The organism is Arthrobacter sp. OV608 (assembly GCA_900110595.1).
GTDB lineage: Bacteria > Actinomycetota > Actinomycetes > Actinomycetales > Micrococcaceae > Arthrobacter.
In genome coordinates this window covers 518,590-535,685 of record FOEZ01000001.1, presented here as the reverse complement: position 1 = coordinate 535,685, position 17,096 = coordinate 518,590, and the positions used below count along the sequence as shown (strand labels likewise).

The window sequence follows — 17,096 nt, the reverse complement described above, 5'->3', positions numbered from 1 at the left end:
CGGTTCCGCTACTTTGTGGGGGTGATGTCGAAGTCGGCACCCAGCCCGGCAAGCTTTTCGGTGAAGCGCTCGTAGCCCCGGTTGATGATGTCGATGCCGGTCACCCGGGATGTTCCCGTTGCGGCGAGGGCCGCGATCAGGTGGCTGAAGCCGCCGCGGAGGTCCGGCACGTCGATGTCGGTTCCCTTGAGCTGGGTGGGCCCGGAAATGACTGCCGAATGCAGGAAGTTCCGCTGGCCGAACCGGCAGGGCACGCTGCCCAGGCACTCACGGTGCACCTGGATGCTGGCGCCCATCCGGATCAGTGCATCGGTGAAGCCGAAGCGGTTTTCGTACACGGTCTCGTGGACGATCGAAACACCTTCAGCCTGGGTCAGCGCCACCACCAGCGGCTGCTGCCAGTCAGTCATAAAACCGGGGTGCACGTCCGTTTCCAGGACCAGGGGGTTGAGCTTTCCACCCTTGTGGTAGAAGCGGATGCCGTCCTCGCCGATGTCCATGCCGCCGCCTACCTTGCGGTAGGTGTTCAGGAACGTCATCATGTCGCGCTGGGAGGCGCCCTCAACGAAGATGTCACCCTTGGTCACCAGCGCCGCAGATGCCCACGACGCCGATTCGTTGCGGTCCGAGAGCGCCCGGTGGTTGTAGCCGCCGAGGTCGCGGACGCCTTCGATGCGGATGGTGCGGTCGGTCTGGACGCTGATGATGGCGCCCATCTTCTGCAGCACGGCAATCAGGTCGATGATTTCCGGTTCCGTTGCCGCTCCGGAGAGTTCAGTGATGCCCTCCGCGCGGGTGGCGCTCAGCAGCACCTGCTCCGTGGCCCCGACGGACGGATAGGGCAGGGAAATCTTGGCGCCGTGCAGGCCTTTGGGGGCGGAGATGTGGATGCCGCCCGGCCGCTTCTCCACCACGGCACCGAACTGGCGCAGCACATCAAGGTGGTAGTCGATGGGACGGTCGCCGATCTTGCAGCCGCCCAGGTCGGGAATGAACGCTTCCCCGATGGCGTGGATCAGGGGGCCGCACAGCAGGATGGGAATCCGGGAGTCGCCGGCGTGGGCGTCAATTGCGGTGCTTGGCGCCGTCTTGGCAGCCTTCGGGTCCAACGTCAGGTCCCCGTTGACCGGGTCCTTGACGACCGTCACGCCGTGGAGCTGAAGGAGGGAGGTGACGACCTCCACATCCTTGATCTCCGGCACGTTCCGCAATACGGACGGCTCGTTGCCCAGCAACGCTGCCACCATCGCCTTGGGAACGAGGTTTTTCGCTCCCCGGACGCTCACGCGGCCCGTCAGCGGGACTCCGCCACGGATTGTCAGAACACTACTCATATACCGGTTTCCTCACGATAACTAGCCCACAAAACCTTGCAAAGGCTCCAACCAAGCATAGGAGGTCGCGTTACCGAACCGAAATACGCGGGCGACGGCGGCAGGGCGTGGCGGGCCGCCGTCGCACGGTCAGAGGTACTTCCGGCCGCTCAGGAGAGGCGTGCCGGCAGGGTTTTCGGGAGGAAGGCCGGGCGCGTGGCCTCGTAGGCAGTGATGTCCGCCTCGTGCTGGAGAGTCAGCCCGATATCGTCCAGGCCTTCGAGCAGGCGCCAGCGCGTGTAGTCGTCGATATCGAAGGGCGCGACGATGTTGCCGCACACCACCGTCTTGGAGACGAGGTCCACGGTGACCGGGGTACCGGGAGCGTTCTCGAGCTCCTTCCAGATCAGTTCGATATCGTCCTGCGCCACCTGGGCTGCGAGCAGCCCCTGCTTGCCGGAGTTGCCGCGGAAGATATCGGCGAACCGGGACGAGAGCACAGTTTTGAAGCCGTAGTCCTTCAGCGCCCAGACCGCGTGTTCCCGGGAGGAGCCGGTGCCGAAGTCGGGGCCCGCCACCAACACGGAGCCCGCGTTGAACGGTTCCTGGTTCAGAATGAAGGACGGGTCCTTGCGCCACGCGGAAAACAGGGCGTCCTCAAAGCCTGTGCGGGTGATGCGCTTGAGGTAGACAGCGGGGATGATCTGGTCCGTGTCCACGTTGCTCTGGCGCAGCGGGACGCCGATTCCGGTGTGGGTGGTGAACTTTTCCATGGCGTGTCCTAGGCTGCGTCGGTACGGATTGGGGTTTCGACAGGCTCAACCACCGGATCGGGATCAAGGTCCGACGGCGAACTCAGGGTGCCGCGGATGGCCGTGGCTGCGGCTACGACCGGGGACACGAGGTGGGTCCGGCCGCCCTTGCCCTGGCGCCCTTCGAAGTTGCGGTTGGACGTGGAGGCGCAACGCTCCCCCACCTCCAGCTGGTCAGGGTTCATGCCCAGGCACATGGAGCAGCCGGCAAAACGCCATTCGGCCCCGAAGTCCTTGAAGACCTTGTCCAGGCCTTCGGCCTCGGCTTCCAGGCGGACCCGTGCCGAGCCCGGGACCACCAGCATCCGGATGTTGGGGTCCTTCTGGCGTCCCCGGATGATGTCAGCAGCTGCGCGGAGATCTTCCATCCGGGAGTTGGTGCAGGAGCCGAGGAAGACGGTGTCCACCCTGATGTCCTTCATGGGTGTTCCGGCCTCGAGGCCCATGTACTGCAGGGCGCGCTCGGCGGCGGCCTTGGCGTTCTCGTCGCCGAAGTCCTCCGGCGAGGGCACGGATTCGGACAGCGAAACGCCCTGGCCGGGGTTGGTGCCCCAGGTGACGAACGGCTCCAGCGTGTTGGCGTCCAGGTCAACCTGGACGTCGAAGGTGGCGTCATCGTCGGTCCGCAGGGTGTTCCAGTACTCGACGGCGGCGTCCCAGTCGGCGCCCTGGGGCGCGTGCGGGCGGCCCAACATGTACTCGTAGGTGGTCTCGTCCGGAGCCACCATTCCGGCGCGGGCACCTGCTTCGATGGACATGTTGCAGATGGTCATGCGGGCGTCCATGGACAGGGCGCGGATGGCGGAACCCCGATATTCCAGGACGTAGCCCTGGCCGCCGCCGGTGCCGATCTTGGCGATGACGGCCAGGATGATGTCCTTGGCGGTGACGCCCGGACGGAGCGTGCCTTCGACATTGATAGCCATGGTCTTGAACGGCTTCAGGGACAGCGTCTGGGTGGCCATCACGTGCTCCACCTCGGAGGTTCCGATGCCCATGGCCAGCGCCCCGAAGGCACCGTGGGTGGAGGTGTGCGAGTCGCCGCAGACAACCGTCATGCCCGGCTGGGTGAGGCCCAGCTGCGGACCCACGACGTGGACGATGCCCTGCTCGGCATCCCCAAGGGAGTGCAGGCGCACACCGAACTCGGCGCAGTTGTTGCGCAGTGTCTGGATCTGCGTGCGGCTGGTCAGATCGGCGATAGGCTTGTCGATGTCCAGCGTGGGAGTGTTGTGGTCCTCCGTGGCGATGGTCAGGTCCGGGCGCCGCAGCGGGCGTCCGGCCAGGCGCAGGCCTTCGAACGCCTGCGGCGACGTGACCTCATGGACGAGGTGGAGGTCGATGAAAAGAAGGTCGGGCTGGGCATTGGCACCTTCGCCGTCGCCTTTGCGCACCACGTGCGCGTCCCAGACTTTCTCGGCCAATGTCTTTGCCATGGCCATCTCCCTTCACTGCTGTTGGCTGATAGTTCCACTGAACCAGTACGGCTTCGTACTGCGCCAGCCGAAAGATTTGCATCTCAGATAATGAGACGGCAATATCATTACATGGACAATTCTAGTGGAGTCGGCGTCATTGATAAAGCGGCCCAGGTGCTCGATGCACTTGAGGCCGGGCCCACCACGCTTGCGCAGCTTGTGGCGGCAACGGGCCTGGCCCGGCCCACGGTCCATCGCCTTGCTTTGGCCCTGGTCCACCACCGGCTGGTCAGCCGTGACATCCAGGGCCGCTTTGTCCTGGGAAGCCGCCTGGTGGAACTGGCGTCCGCTGCCGGTGAGGACAGGTTGATCGCCTCCGCCGGACCGGTGCTGATGCAGCTGCGTGACGCCACCGGCGAAAGTGCCCAGATTTTCCGCCGGCAGGGCGATTGGCGCGTTTGCGTTGCCTCCGCCGAGCGCCCCATCGGCCTGCGCGACACCATTCCGGTGGGCACGCAGTTGTCCATGAAGGCCGGATCGGCCGCCCAGGTGCTGCTCGCCTGGGAGGACCACGACCGGCTGCTCGAAGGGCTGCAGTCTGCCCGCTTTACGCCTACAGTCCTGGCAGGAGTACGACGGCGGGGCTGGGGCCAGAGCCTTGGCGAACGCGAGCCCGGGGTCGCGTCAGTTTCCGCACCGGTGCGCGGACCCTCCGGCCGGGTGATTGCGGCAGTTTCAATTTCCGGTCCCATCGAGCGGCTCACCCGCCAGCCCGGCAGGCTGCATGCGGAAGTTGTCTGCAACGCCGGCCGCATCCTTACCGAGGCACTCCGCAAAAACAACGACTGACGCAGTCGCGCCTGCCCGCCGGATTGCCCTCGCAGCGGCGCTGCGGACGCTAGGCTTTCGCCATGGGCAGCTATGCAGTGTTTCTTCGGGGCATCAACGTGGGCGGCATCAACATCAAGATGGCCGAGCTCCGGGAGGCGCTCAAGTCCGGCGGTTTTCCGGACGCGCGGACCCTGCTTGCCAGCGGAAACGTGGTGCTGGGCAGCACCCAGGACGCCGCCGCCGTGAAGCGGGAGTGCGAAAAATGCCTCCGGGACACCTTCGGCTATGACGCCTGGGTGGTAGTCCTGGACGCAGCCCGGGTGGCAGAACTGGTAAGTGCCTGCCCCTACCCGGATGACGATAAGACGACGCACACTTATATCACACTCTCGTCCGATATTGGCATGCTGGACGAACTTGAGGCAGCCGGCGCCGCGCTGGCGGGTGCGGAGCAAAAGCGGCTCGGCCCCGAGGCGCTGGCCTGGCTGGCCCCAGCCGGGGGAACCCTGGACAGCCCCTTCAGCAAAATCACGGCCAAGTCGAAGTTCAAGGCGTCCACCACCACACGGAACCTGCGCACCCTCATCAAGGTCAGGGATGCCGCTGCCGAGCTGTCCGCCGCCGGCTGACTGACTCCCGGCCGGCGTCGTACTTCTACCCGGCCGCCGCCTTCAGTGCCGCATTGAAGGCTGAAAGCCTGCTGACTTCAACCTCCACAGGTTCTACAACGAGTTCCTGGGCCACGGCGGCAACCGCTGCGTTCAGCCGTTTCCTGGCCCGCGCCGCCCGGGCGTTTGCCGCGGCCGCAGCAATGAAACGGCCGGTGATGGCCAGGAAGATCCCCAGGACCACCCCCAAGGCAATCATCAGCGTCGGCACCGGCCAGCCATCCACCCTGGGCACTTCCGGTACTGGCATTTGGAAGTAGCCACGCGCCGCCAGGACGCCGAGCCAGCCGAGCCCGCCCAGGACTGTGAGCAGCGCCAGCCATTGCACCACATTGAACAAACCCCACCACCACGACCTTCGGTTGGCGGCCAGGTCGGTTCCGGCGATGGCCTGGTCAAGGGCATCGGGCAGCCGCTCCCTGCCTTCCCTCGCGGCGCTCCGGATAGCTGCCCGCCACGGACCAGGGGCGCCCGCGCTGGCGGCGTCGGCAAATTCCCGCACCGCCGCATCGGTCCGGGCGCGCTCCGGTGCTCCGGCTGAGGGCAGCGAGGTCCGGTTCAGCTCAGAAGGTGCCGTGCTGCGCAGATTAAGGCGTCGCAGCGGATCCGGCCGGAAGCGGGAAAGCCAGCGTGTGACGGGCCAGCCTGTCCGCCTCACCGATTCGAGCCGGTAGGACTGCCTCACGGCCCGGACCACAGCAGGAACGTTCGCGGCAATTGCCAGCTCGTCCGCAAGGCGCGTCGTTGCAGCGGGCCGGACCCCGGCCGCCTCTCCGGCACCGGATACTGCGCCCAATTCCGCTGAGGCCCGGGTGATGTCGGCAGTGAGCCGCTGTGATTGGGCTTTGCGTTTCACCGCGACGCCGCGGATGGCATCCCGGACCTTGTCCACTCCTGTCCCGGTGAGTGCTGACGCCGCGAGAACCTGGACCTTGGCGAGTCCGTCGCGGGCAAGGATTGCCCGCAGGGATTCCAGGACCGGCTGCACGTCGTGGGCAGGAAGGCGATCCACCTGGTTAAGGACCACCAGGGTGACGGCCCCGTGCGAGGCCAGGCGTGACAGGAAGTCATTGTGGACAGCTGCGTCGGCGTACTTTTGGGGATCAAGGACCCAGACCAGGACGTCCACCAGGCCCACCATCCGCTGGACCACTTCCCGGTTCGCTGCCTTGGTGGAATCGAAGTCCGGCAGGTCCAACAGGATCAGCCCCGTGTCCTCGCCGGCGAAGCCATCCACGGCTGCCGCATGATGCCGGTTCCGGACGTCCAGCCAGTCCAGCAGCGGTTCGCTGCCCCCAGCTCCCCACACCCCCGCCAGAGGTTCCGAAGTGGTGGGACGCCGCGCTGCCGCCGTCGCGATTTCAGCTCCACTCACGGCGTTGAACAGCGAGGACTTGCCGCTGCCGGTGGCACCGAAGAACCCCACCACTGTGTGGTCGGCGGAAAGCGACCGCCGGGAGCTGGCACGCTCCAGCACGCTGAACACGTCCTGGAGCGACTCGTCGGGAAGGACACCTTCGCCCAATTCCCGGGCGTCGTTAAGTGCCATGAGCCTGCGGTCCAGCCGCGACGAATCCCGGGTGTCGCTGTGGCGGCTCATGCAGCGGCCGCCAGCCGGGCCAGCGCCTCCGCGTGGGCTGCTAGGGACCCGGCGGCAGGGTCGTCATGTTCGGGGAGCCGCGTCAGGAATTTCTGCTGTTCGTCCTGGAGCAGCCGCTGGCAGCGCACATGCAGGTCTTCCCGGGCCTTTTCGGCCATACGCCGGACAGCATCTTCGCCGAAGACAGCTTCCAGCAGCCGCTGGCCCACCACGGCGGTTCCACCCGCCACACCCACTTCGAGTCCTGTCAGTCCGGCCGTCATGGAGAACACCACGATCATCAGGGCAGCGCCCAGGCCGTTGATGCCGAAGGACAGCCAGCGTGCCTGGGTCCGTTTTCCCTGGCCCTCAGTCCGGATCATCTCCATCAGGGCTTCCTGCCAGGCCCTGATTTCGGCGGCCGCCCTGCCTTCGAACCCGGGTGTGGTTCCGGAAAGGTCGTCGGTTCCCAGCAGATGGCGCCCGGCGGGATCAGTCCGCCAGCGCTGGTCAGTATCCTCGGCAGCATTTGCGGCTTCGTCCACGATGACGGCCTGCAGGCCTGTCTCGATGGCTGCTTCCACCCGGATGGCGGGCGGCGGTTCGCCCCGAAAAACGGCGCCCAGCCGGTCGCGGAACCGGCCAACGTTTTGTTCCAGGGTCCGGAAGAATTCCCCAGTGCCCACAAAGTCCTGCCAGCGGGCCAGCACCTCGCCGCGAAGGAGTGATCCGTCCCTGGTGGCATCGAGGATTCGGGTGGCAGCGCTGTTGTAGGCCGATACGGCAGCGGCTTCCAGGTTGCCTGCGGCCCGCTGCTGTTCCCGCGCGGCCTGGGCCACTTCAGCAACGCGGGCAGCCAAGGCTCTGACAGTCCCGTTCAGGGTGCGGCGGGCGATGTCGGAACGGCCGGCGGAGTCGGCAGCAAGATCCGCCAGCCAGGTGCGCAGCAGGAGGACTGTGGTGGCGGGGAGCATCCCCAGCGGGTCGAGGGCCGTCTCCGGGATGATGAACAGCTGCGCGGCGCCCAGGCCTTCACGGTCCAGGAGCCCGCGCAGGTCCTCGCTGACTTCGGCTTCCGCCCCTGGCGGCACCCGGTCCAGTACTACCGCAACCATGATGTCCCGGCCGGCTGCGTCAAGGAGCAGTCTCCAGGGAACGGCGTCGGCATAGCGGTTGGCAGTAGTGACAAAAATCCACAAGTCTGCCGCGGCGAGGAGCTGCCCCGCAAGCTTACGGTTGTCGTCGGAGATGGAGTCGACGTCGGGCGCATCCAGGAGTGCGATGCCTTCGGGCATTGCGGGGTCGGCTACGAGGACAAGGGAGGACATGGCTCCGGGGTCGGGGACCGGTCCGGCGCTGGTGGCCGGGACCGCGCTGCTGGCGACGTATCCACGGATGCGGCTGAGGGATGGCAGGACGCGCTGGCCCTCAAACCAGGCCGCTTCCGACGGGTGATGCAGCAGGATGGGCTGGCGGGTGGTGGGGCGGATGGCTCCGGATCGTGTGACGGGATGGCCTACCAAGGCGTTGACGAGCGTGGATTTGCCCGCACCTGTGGAGCCTCCGACGACGGCCAGCAGCGGGGCGTCCAGGCTGCGGTACCGCGGGAGGATGTAGTCATCCAGCTGGGCCACGGCGTTGGCGACGTCGCGCCTGGCCTGTTCCGCCTCAGGTAAGGCCAGCGGCAGCGCGGCAGCGGCCAGGTCTTCCCGCACCTCTTCCAGCAGGGCCACAGCCGCCAGCGCCGGCGGCGCTGGCTGTGCGTCGTACGGTGGGTCCTGCTCGCTCTGGGAGGTCACAGGAACATCATGCCAGTTCAGGGATCTTTCGTTGCATATGGAGCGAACGGTGCCACAGCTGTGCAGGCTTCTCTACATAGCGGCAGGACATCCAGGCTATGGGCGTGACCAGCATCAATGAGGCAGCAGCGAACCCTAAGGGTTGCACGGCGAAGTTAAGCCCCAGGGAAGCGAGGAACTGCTGGACGGGCCAACCGTAGATATAGACACCGTAAGAAATGTCGAAGCGGGATCCGACCTTGTACATCGGCAGATACAGCGACCCTATGAGTAGGAAAAGGCTTACGGGTAGATGGACCAGGGAAGTTGTAAAACCTAGGGCGGACACCAAGACCACCAGACTTCCAGCAAGAATGCCCGTTAGCGGGTTGGCGGGGATGATGTCCTGGAAGAGGTAGACAAGTGATCCTGCGAGAAACGTCAAGATAGGGACCAGGGGCCAGTCCGGCGGCGTAGGAACAGGGCCCCAGCCAGCATCCAGAGAAAAGACAAAGGCCGAACCCACAAGAAAAGGCACGAGCAAAGCAATGCGTGCTAGTTGAGGTCGCAGTAGTCCGAGCACGATGCCGACCACGACATAACAAACGATCTCCCAGAAGAGAGTCCACAGCGGGCCGTTCCAGGACCCCGGATCGTTAAGCCCGTCCAGTGTTCCCGGAATGCCGCGAACGGCAAGCCCGGGGGCTCCCGCCGAAAGATTAGACACAAAAAAGAGTACGGCGTCAGGTAGGGAGTATCTCTTTCCGGCAACGCCAGCTGTAACGGGAGCTATCACAAAAGCTACCGAGGCCACACAAACGGCAAGGCCGGGGAAAATCCGGAGAAACCTGGCCCGCCAGTAACTCCCCGCTGTAATCGCCCCTGTTCTGCTTCGGGTTATCAAGAATCCCGAAATTCCGAAGAAGCCCAGCACCGCCCAGCTGCCGAGTTTTACCCCGCCGGGTTGGGGCTCTGGTCCATAGCCGCCCAACCACCAGGAATGCGACAGGATGACAGCCGCGGCCAACAGCAACCGAACGGCGTTCAATGAATTCTTGCTCTCGGCAAACCGCTGTCCCAGCACAGATTCTCCCCCAGTATCGGCGACTGGATTCAGCGTAGGAAGGGTCCCGCAAGCTTTCAGTGGGATCAGCGAAGTTTTAACGAAAGAAACGGTCCCGGGCGTCTGCCCGGGACCGTTTCGTTGGTGACCCCAGCGGGATTCGAACCCGCGTTACCGCCGTGAGAGGGCGGCGTACTAGGCCGCTATACGATGGGGCCGTGTACTTTACCGTACTTCTGACCGGCGTTTCCGCTGGTCAAGCTCAGTGATTGTTTCATACACTTCGCTGTGGTTTCAAATCGGCGGACCGGCTGAAACCGTCTGCTTTCCTGCCCGTTAGCGGGCTCTGAACAGAGCTGGGATACCAGGACTCGAACCTAGAATGACGGTACCAGAAACCGTAGTGTTGCCAATTACACCATATCCCAATGATACTTTCGGGCCGGATTTCAGGGCTTTTGCCCTGCTCCGTGCCCCTCAGCACGAGAAATTACTTTACCCGAGACTTCCGGCTCGCACAAATCGGCCCCTCCCCCGGGGCAGTGGCGTGTGCGGGCCGCCGTCTCCGGCGGCACGCACACACCAAGTCCTAAAGGATCAATTCCTGGAGCGAAGACACCGAGTTGCCCTCGAATCCCTGCACCAGCTCCCCCGCCCGGTTGAGCCAGACGCCAAGAAGGCCGGCCGCCGTCGAGCCCTCAGCATCGAGCAGGCGGTTGTCACCGACATACAACGTGTGGGCAGGGTCCGTGCCCAGCAGCCGGACTCCTTCGAGGTAAATCGCCGGATCAGGTTTAGCCACGCCCAGGGTGTCTGTTCCTACGAGGCGGCGCACGCGTTCAAGTCCTGCCCCATCAAGCTTTGCCCGCTGGTAATCATGGACGTTATTGCTGACCGCACCGTACGGAATGCCTGCCCGGTCCAGCCTGTCCAGCAGCGGCATCACATCCGGAAATTGCTTCACATAGGCCGGCTGTTTCTCCATGTACGCGTTCAGCCACTGGTGGGATTGCTCCCCTTCCCCCAGCTCCACCCCGAAGTGTCCCAGCGCAGCGCGGCCGCGGAGCAGCCTTTGTTCGTTGAACGTCAATTCACCGGCCAGGTACCGGTCGTAATAGTGCGTGGTTTCGTGCGTGAAGATCCGCCCGAACCGCTCCCACCCGGCCTGGTCGAGGCCGGGCAGTAGGTGTTCGCTGACCTCGCGCAGGGCGGTGGTCATCGAATATTCGAGGTCAACCAGGGTGTCGTCGATGTCGAACAGCACCCCGCGGACTGCGCCGAAGGGCGTCTCCAGGACGGCGCCCTCTGCCTGGCTGGGAGCCGTCATCAGCCGCGGAAGCTCTTGAGCCGGCGGAGGGAGGACTCCTTGCCGAGGATCACCATGGACTCGAACAGCGGCGGCGAGATGCGCCGGCCGGAAACGGCGGTCCGCACAGGCCCGAAGGCAAGGCGGGGCTTGAGGCCCAGGTCCTCGACCAGTGCCTGCTTTAGGGCAGCCTGGATGTTGTCCGGCGTCCAGTCCTCCACGGGTTCGAGGACAGCGATAGCAGCGTCCAGGACCTCGGTCAGGTTCTCCGGCAGGCCCTTCAGGGCGTCAGCGGCAACGTCGATGGCGTCATCTGCCTTGAAGAGGAAGGCCAGCATTTCGGGCGCCTCCCCCAGCAGCGTGATGCGCTCCTGGATCAGCGGCGCAGCCTCGGTGAGGATCTGCTCTTCCCGGTCGGTCAGGATCTCGCCCACGAGATCCGCGGCGCGCAGGTACGGCGCCAACCGCTCCCGGAAAACCTCCGGTGCAAGCATCCGGACGTGCGTTCCGTTGATGGCTTCGGCCTTCTTGAGGTCGAAACGCGCCGGGTTGCCCAGGACATCGTGGATGTCGAAGTGCTCCACCAGCTGTTCAACGGTGAAAATGTCCTCGTCAGCGCTGAGCGACCAGCCCAGCAGGGAGAGGTAGTTCAGCAGGCCCTCGGGGATGAAGCCGCGCTCCCGGTGCAGGAACAGGCTGGACTCGGGATCGCGCTTGGAGAGCTTCTTGTTGCCCTGCCCCATCACGTACGGCAGGTGGCCGAACTCCGGCATGTACTGTGCCACGCCCACGGCGTAGAGGGCACGGTACAGGGCGATCTGCCGGGGCGTGGAGCTGAGCAGGTCTTCCCCGCGGAGCACGTGGGTGATGCCCATCAGGGCGTCGTCCACGGGGTTGACCAGGGTGTACAACGGCGCGCCGTTGGCACGAACCACTGCAAAGTCCGGCACGGATCCGGCGCGGAAGGTGATGTCGCCGCGCACCAGGTCGGTGAAGGTGATGTCCTCGTCCGGCATGCGGAGCCGCAGGACAGCGTCGCGGCCTTCGGCCTTGTACTGGGCGAGCTGCTCGTCCGTCAGGTGGCGGTCAAAGCCGTCGTAGCCCAACTTCGGATCACGGCCCGCGGCGCGGTGGCGGGCCTCGATCTCCTCGGGAGTGGAATAGGACTCATAAATGAATCCGCCCTCGAGCAGCTTTGCGATCACGTCCTGGTAGATGCCGCTGCGCTGCGACTGCCGGTAGGGTTCGTGCGGGCCGCCCACCTCAACACCCTCGTCCCAGTCGATGCCCAGCCACTTCAGCGCATCGAGCAGCTGGTGGTAGCTTTCCTCGCTGTCACGGGCTGCATCGGTGTCCTCGATCCGGAACACCATGGTGCCCTTGGTGTGGCGGGCGTAGGCCCAGTTGAACAGGGCGGTACGGATCAGCCCCACGTGCGGGGTGCCGGTGGGTGAAGGGCAGAAGCGCACCCGTACGGGCGTCTCCGCGGTGACGGGCGGGATGGAGGCAGCATTCGACGCAGAAGCAGTAGTCATAGTGGCTTCAACTTTACCGTCTGCCGCCTGCCGCCACCGCGGCAGGGGTCAGCGGCGGACGATGGGGTTGGACAGGCGGCCGATGCCCTCGATCTCCACCTCAATGCGGTCGCCGGCACTGACCAGGCCAACCCCTGCCGGTGTTCCGGTCATGATGACGTCGCCGGGCAGGAGGGTGAACGCCTGGGAGACCAAGGACACGAGTTCCCGCACGCCCCTGATCATCTGGCTGGTGCTGCCGTCCTGCCGCAGCTCACCGTTGAGCCGGGCCTGGATCTGCACGTCCTCGGGATCAAGTTCCGTCTCGATCCAGGGCCCCAGCGGCGCTGAGGTGTCAAAGCCTTTGGCGCGGGTCCACTGGAGGTCGCTTTTTTGGACATCCCGCGCAGTGAGGTCATTGCCGCACGTGTAGCCGAAGATGACGTCATCAACGCGTTCCTCCGGCACGTCCTTGCAGATCCGGCCGATCACCACGCACAGTTCCGCTTCAAAGGAGACTTCCTCCGAGAACTCCGGGAGCACCACGGGATCGTTCGGGCCCACGACGGCGGTGTTGGGCTTAAGGAAGAGGAGCGGCTGGGCGGGAACTTCGTTGCCGAGCTCGTGCGCGTGCTCCACAAAGTTGCGGCCTACGCCCACTACCTTGCTGCGGGGGATGATGGGCGCCAGGAGCCGCACATCTTCCAGCTTGTGCCGGACGGAGGTGCGCTCTACCCCGTTGAAGAAGGGGTCTCCTTGGATAACAGTGACAACTTCACTGCCTGGGTCACCTTCGACGACGCCGTACAGGGGATCAGAATCAACAACAAACCTGGCAATACGCATGGCTCCTACCCTACCGCCTCGCCCTATCCCCTCCGGGGCAGCGCTACTGCCGCGCCGCTTCGCCGCGCAGGTAGTCAAGCTGCGCCGCAACAGAGGTCTCAGCGGCCCGCCGGACGGAACGGTCGACGTCGGAATAGACGGCGTCTGTCACCTCACCCACGGCTGCGTCCCGGCCCAGTCCGTCAAGGACGGCGCGGATCTGCGCGAGCCGTTCGAGGCGGTGGCTGCGGTAGGCCCTGGCGATGTCCACCAGGGACGGCAGCACCGGACCGTGGGCGGGAAGGACGACGGCGGGTCCCAGCTCCTCCAGCCGGTCCAGCGACGCGAGGTAGTCAGCCAGTTTGCCGTCAGGGTAATCAAGCACGGTGGTGCCGCGGCCAAGGATGGTATCCCCGGAAAGCACTGAACCATGCGGGCCGTCACCGGGAAGGTGGAAGCATACCGAATCGGACGTGTGCCCCGGCGTGGCCACAACCCTGATCTCAAGTCCGCCTGCCGAAATTGCCTCGCCGCCCTGCAGAGCCGTGCCGCTTCCGTGGCAGTGGGCGGGATCTGCGGCACGGACAGGAGCTCCGGTGAGCTGGTGCAGCCGCGACGAACCGGCGGTGTGGTCGGCGTGGCGGTGGGTGATAAGGATGAGTTCCACGGGCCCCGCGGCGGCAAGGGCTTGGAGGTGCGGCTCGTCCAGCGGCCCCGGGTCCACTACCACGGCACCGTCGGATCCGGGGGCACGGAGGATGTAGGAGTTGGTTCCCTCCAGGCTCATGGGCCCGGGGTTGGGGGCCAGGATGAACTGCGTGAGGGGCGAGCTGCGCTGAAGGACGGGGCCGGAAGCTGAAGTCACCATCCCATCTTTGCAGTCCGGCGGAATAAGCGGGACCCTGCGGCGGGTTGTGGCTACAGATCACCACCTCCCTACCGAAAGCACCGCCATCATGAGCACCGCACCATCACCCGCCCTGTCAGAGCTCCTTGCCGGTGCTGCCGCGGCCGGAAACGACCACGCAGGAACCGAGAAGAGCACCGGCCTCCGGCACATCCACAACCACGCCACCGGCGCCGTGGTCTGGTTCCCCACCTGGCAGGCATTCCGCCGTACAGAAGACTGGGCGGAGGCGGTGGCCGAACAGGAAGCCGTGCTGGCCAGGGCCACCGAGGAGGGGACGTCAGTTGCAGAGGCAGCCGCGGAACACCTGGAGCAGCAGCTCGAGATCCTGCTCGAGAGGGCTGCCGTATCCGCCGACCCGAACGCGTTTGTGGGAGCCAACCTGGTGCCCCACCTGACCGAAACGTGGGCGCTAGCGGATGCCGTGGCCCGGTCCGCCGGGGAACAGCTTCCTAACGGCACTCCCCCGGCCGGGTTTGCCTCGTATCCCTATGAGTTGTACACCCAGGACGGCGGAGTTTTCGCTACCACACTGTGGAACGACCTCCTTGATGCCCGGCGCCGGCGGGCCCTGGAGGAGGAAGCGGCCAGGAAGGCCCGGAAGCCCGTTTCCCGCAAGGCGTTGAAGAATGCCGCACGGAAGGCTGCCCGGCGCTAATCTTCCCCGGGCTGGTCCTCCACATTGCAATAAAAGACGACGGCGCCTGCCGGGAATGAGCCCGGCAGGCGCCGTCGTAATTTTGCAGTCAGGAAAAGCGGACTAGGCGAGGCGGGTGAGCCAGCCGTGGGTATCGGGAACCGCTCCGGTCTGGATGCCGAGCAGCTGTTCGCGGATGGCCATGGTGGTCTCCCCTGCCTTGGCATCTTCTGAGCCGATGAACTCGGTGGCATCCTTCAATACACCGATGGGCGTGATGACTGCCGCCGTGCCGCAGGCGAAGACTTCCGCGATGTCACCGGAAGCAACGCCGTCGCGCCACTCGTCGAGGGTGATCTTCCGCTCGGTGACTTCGCGGCCCATGTCCTTGGCCACCTGGATGACGGACATCCGGGTGACGCCTTCGAGGATGGTGCCGGTCAGTGCGGGGGTGACCAGAGAACCGTCCTTCATGACGAAGAAGACGTTCATGCCGCCCAGTTCTTCGACGGCGTCGTCATTGAAGTGGTCCAGGAAGAGGACCTGCTTGCAGCCATTGGCTTCAGCCTCCTGCTGGGCGATGAGCGAGGCCGCGTAGTTGCCGCCGCACTTGGCATCGCCTGTTCCGCCGCGGCCGGCGCGGGCGTATTCGCGGGAGATCCAGATGGACACGGGCTTCAATTCGCCGCCGAAGTAATTGCCGGCCGGGGAGGCGATCACTCGGAAAGAGACCTCACGCGCCGCGCGGACACCCAGGAACGCTTCGGTGGCGATCATAAACGGCCGCAGGTACAGTGCTTCGCCGTCGCCGCTGGGAACCCATTCCTTGTCGGCTGCGACCAGTTCCCGGATGGCGCCCAGGAAGTACTCCGCGGGCAGCTCGGGCAGGGCGAGCCTGCGGGCGGACTTGTTCAGGCGGGCGGCGTTGGCCTCGGGCCGGAAGGTCCAGATGGATCCATCGGCGTGGCGGTAGGCCTTGAGCCCCTCGAAGATCTCCTGGCCGTAGTGGAAAACAGCGGCGGAGGGATCCAGGACGATCGGCCCGTACGCTTCAATCCGGGCGTTGTGCCAGCCGCCGTTGCCGTGCTCGTCCACGCGGTAGTCGACGATGGCGGTGTTGTCGGTGAAGTAGTTGCCGAATCCCGGGTTCGCCAGGATGGCTGCACGCTCTTGCGCAGATTTCGGGTTGGCCGAAAGCTGCTGGCTGAATTCGACGCCGTGGGCAGTCTGGGTCATGGTTCCTCCACGATCGGCCGCCCTGGCTTCAGCGTTGAACGGCAAGGCGGCATTTGGTGATTCGAGACAAGCTTACGCCCGTTGCCGGCCGGCCCTGGCGCGGCTAGAGGCCTGCGGCGATGGCGTCGCCCACAGCGCTGGTGCTGCGCGCACCGCCGTCGCGCTTTTCGACGTCGGCAACCACTGCTGCCTCGATCCTGCGGGCCGCCGTGGTGTAACCGAGGTGGTCCAGCAGCAGCGCCGCGGAGAGGATCGCCGCGGTGGGATCTGCCTTGCCCTGGCCGGCGATGTCCGGTGCGGATCCGTGGACCGGCTCGAACATGGACGGCGCGGTGCGGTCCATGTTGATGTTGCCGGACGCGGCCAGGCCGATGCCGCCGGTAATGGCCGCGGCGAGGTCGGTGATGATGTCGCCGAACAGGTTGTCGGTCACGATGACATCGAAACGGGACGGGTCCGTGACCATGAAGATGGTGGCCGCGTCCACGTGCAGGTAGTCGTGGGTGACCTCCGGGAATTCCTGGGCCACGGCTTCGACGGTGCGCTTCCACAGGTGTCCGGCGAAGACCAGGACGTTGTGCTTGTGCACCAGGGTGACGTGCTTGCGCTCCCTTGCGCTTGCCCGGCGGAAAGCGTCGCGGACCACGCGCTCCACGCCGTGGGCGGTGTTCAGCGAGACCTCGGTGGCAACCTCGTGCGGGGTTCCTGCGCGCAGGGTGCCGCCGTTGCCGACGTAAGGGCCTTCGGTTCCTTCGCGCACCACGATGAAGTCGATGGTGCCCGGGTTGGCCAGGGGGCTGCCGACGGTGCCGTAGAGCCGGGAAGGACGCAGGTTGACGTAGTGGTCCAGGCTGAACCGGAGCTTGAGGAGCAACTCACGCTCGATGATTCCGGACGGGATCCGGGTGTCGCCGGGTGCCGCCCCCACGGCACCGAAGAGGATGGCGTCGCGCGTCTTCAGGTCAGCCAGGACCTCCTCCGGAAGGGTCTCGCCGGTGCGGAGCCAGTGCTCGGCGCCGAGTTCGTAATGCGTTGGCTTGAGCTCCACGCCCTCCGCGGCCACAGCCTTTTCCAGCACCTTAAGTGCCTCTGCGATGACTTCGGGGCCGATGCCGTCGCCGGGGATAACTGCAAGATCGATGGAGGATGCGCTCATGTTTTCAGGGTAGCCAAGACATCCATATGCTGGTCAAGCTGTCTCATTATGCG

15 protein-coding genes and 2 tRNA genes are annotated in these 17,096 nt (G+C 65.4%); 3 read left to right on the top strand and 14 right to left on the bottom strand.

The features are described from left to right. Positions 1 to 8: 8 nt before the first annotated feature. The 3 genes from murA to leuC form a co-directional block, all read right to left on the bottom strand. Positions 9 to 1,334 (bottom strand): UDP-N-acetylglucosamine 1-carboxyvinyltransferase, encoded by a 1,326-nt coding sequence (gene murA / locus BMX78_RS02500; protein WP_050054700.1) that lies wholly within the window; start codon positions 1,332 to 1,334, stop codon positions 9 to 11. 149 nt (positions 1,335 to 1,483) lie between these two features. Continuing rightward, positions 1,484 to 2,086, bottom strand: coding sequence for a 3-isopropylmalate dehydratase small subunit (leuD, locus tag BMX78_RS02495; protein WP_091415866.1), 603 nt, complete (start codon positions 2,084 to 2,086; stop codon positions 1,484 to 1,486). An 8-nt stretch (positions 2,087 to 2,094) separates the two neighbouring features. Next, positions 2,095 to 3,561: a 3-isopropylmalate dehydratase large subunit gene (leuC, locus tag BMX78_RS02490; RefSeq protein ID WP_091416072.1), complete on the bottom strand. Its 1,467-nt coding sequence runs from the start codon at positions 3,559 to 3,561 to the stop codon at positions 2,095 to 2,097. 111 nt (positions 3,562 to 3,672) lie between these two features. Between leuC and BMX78_RS02485 the strand changes: the two genes are divergently transcribed. Together BMX78_RS02485 and BMX78_RS02480 are read left to right on the top strand one after the other, a co-directional pair. Then, positions 3,673 to 4,392: an IclR family transcriptional regulator gene (locus BMX78_RS02485; RefSeq protein WP_009356552.1), complete on the top strand. Its 720-nt coding sequence runs from the start codon at positions 3,673 to 3,675 to the stop codon at positions 4,390 to 4,392. A 62-nt stretch (positions 4,393 to 4,454) separates the two neighbouring features. Then, positions 4,455 to 5,003, top strand: coding sequence for a DUF1697 domain-containing protein (locus BMX78_RS02480; protein WP_091415863.1), 549 nt, complete (start codon positions 4,455 to 4,457; stop codon positions 5,001 to 5,003). A gap of 25 nt (positions 5,004 to 5,028) precedes the next feature. On the opposite strand, the gene BMX78_RS02475 is transcribed toward BMX78_RS02480, so the two are convergent. From BMX78_RS02475 to BMX78_RS02435, 9 genes are all read right to left on the bottom strand, one after another. Continuing rightward, a complete protein-coding gene (locus tag BMX78_RS02475; protein WP_091415861.1) occupies positions 5,029 to 6,642 on the bottom strand; it encodes a GTPase in 1,614 nt (537 codons plus the stop codon). Continuing rightward, positions 6,639 to 8,420 (bottom strand): dynamin family protein, encoded by a 1,782-nt coding sequence (locus BMX78_RS02470; protein ID WP_091415858.1) that lies wholly within the window; start codon positions 8,418 to 8,420, stop codon positions 6,639 to 6,641. The genes BMX78_RS02475 and BMX78_RS02470 overlap by 4 nt, the downstream gene beginning before the upstream one ends. Positions 8,421 to 8,427: 7 nt before the next feature. Next, on the bottom strand, positions 8,428 to 9,483 hold the full coding sequence (locus BMX78_RS02465) for an acyltransferase family protein (RefSeq protein WP_170850660.1): 1,056 nt from the start codon (positions 9,481 to 9,483) through the stop codon (positions 8,428 to 8,430). 121 nt (positions 9,484 to 9,604) lie between these two features. Then, a tRNA-Glu gene (locus BMX78_RS02460) sits at positions 9,605 to 9,680 on the bottom strand. Between the two features lie 138 nt (positions 9,681 to 9,818). Then, a tRNA-Gln gene (locus tag BMX78_RS02455) sits at positions 9,819 to 9,890 on the bottom strand. Between the two features lie 161 nt (positions 9,891 to 10,051). After that, entirely contained in the window at positions 10,052 to 10,789 is a 738-nt protein-coding gene (locus BMX78_RS02450; protein WP_091415852.1) for an HAD family hydrolase, read from the bottom strand. Further along, complete coding sequence (gene gltX, locus BMX78_RS02445) at positions 10,789 to 12,303, bottom strand: glutamate--tRNA ligase (protein ID WP_091415850.1); 1,515 nt, start codon at positions 12,301 to 12,303, stop codon at positions 10,789 to 10,791. The genes BMX78_RS02450 and gltX overlap by 1 nt, the downstream gene beginning before the upstream one ends. A 48-nt stretch (positions 12,304 to 12,351) precedes the next feature. Next, positions 12,352 to 13,128 carry a fumarylacetoacetate hydrolase family protein gene (locus BMX78_RS02440; protein WP_091415848.1) on the bottom strand — a complete coding sequence of 259 codons (777 nt, stop codon included), beginning with the start codon at positions 13,126 to 13,128 and terminating at the stop codon, positions 12,352 to 12,354. Positions 13,129 to 13,171: 43 nt separating this feature from the next. After that, entirely contained in the window at positions 13,172 to 13,975 is an 804-nt protein-coding gene (locus BMX78_RS02435; protein ID WP_091415845.1) for an MBL fold metallo-hydrolase, read from the bottom strand. 88 nt (positions 13,976 to 14,063) lie between these two features. Here BMX78_RS02435 and BMX78_RS02430 point away from each other — a divergent pair, with 88 nt between their 5' ends. Next, the gene (locus tag BMX78_RS02430; RefSeq protein ID WP_091415843.1) at positions 14,064 to 14,672 is read left to right on the top strand and encodes a hypothetical protein; all 609 of its coding nucleotides are present in this window, start codon (positions 14,064 to 14,066) and stop codon (positions 14,670 to 14,672) included. A 102-nt stretch (positions 14,673 to 14,774) separates the two neighbouring features. Here the strand turns inward: BMX78_RS02430 and BMX78_RS02425 are convergent, their stop codons facing one another. Together BMX78_RS02425 and BMX78_RS02420 are read right to left on the bottom strand one after the other, a co-directional pair. Then, positions 14,775 to 15,887: a branched-chain amino acid aminotransferase gene (locus BMX78_RS02425; RefSeq protein WP_091415840.1), complete on the bottom strand. Its 1,113-nt coding sequence runs from the start codon at positions 15,885 to 15,887 to the stop codon at positions 14,775 to 14,777. Between the two features lie 103 nt (positions 15,888 to 15,990). Then, a complete protein-coding gene (locus tag BMX78_RS02420; RefSeq protein WP_091415837.1) occupies positions 15,991 to 17,043 on the bottom strand; it encodes a 3-isopropylmalate dehydrogenase in 1,053 nt (350 codons plus the stop codon). Positions 17,044 to 17,096: the final 53 nt, after the last annotated feature.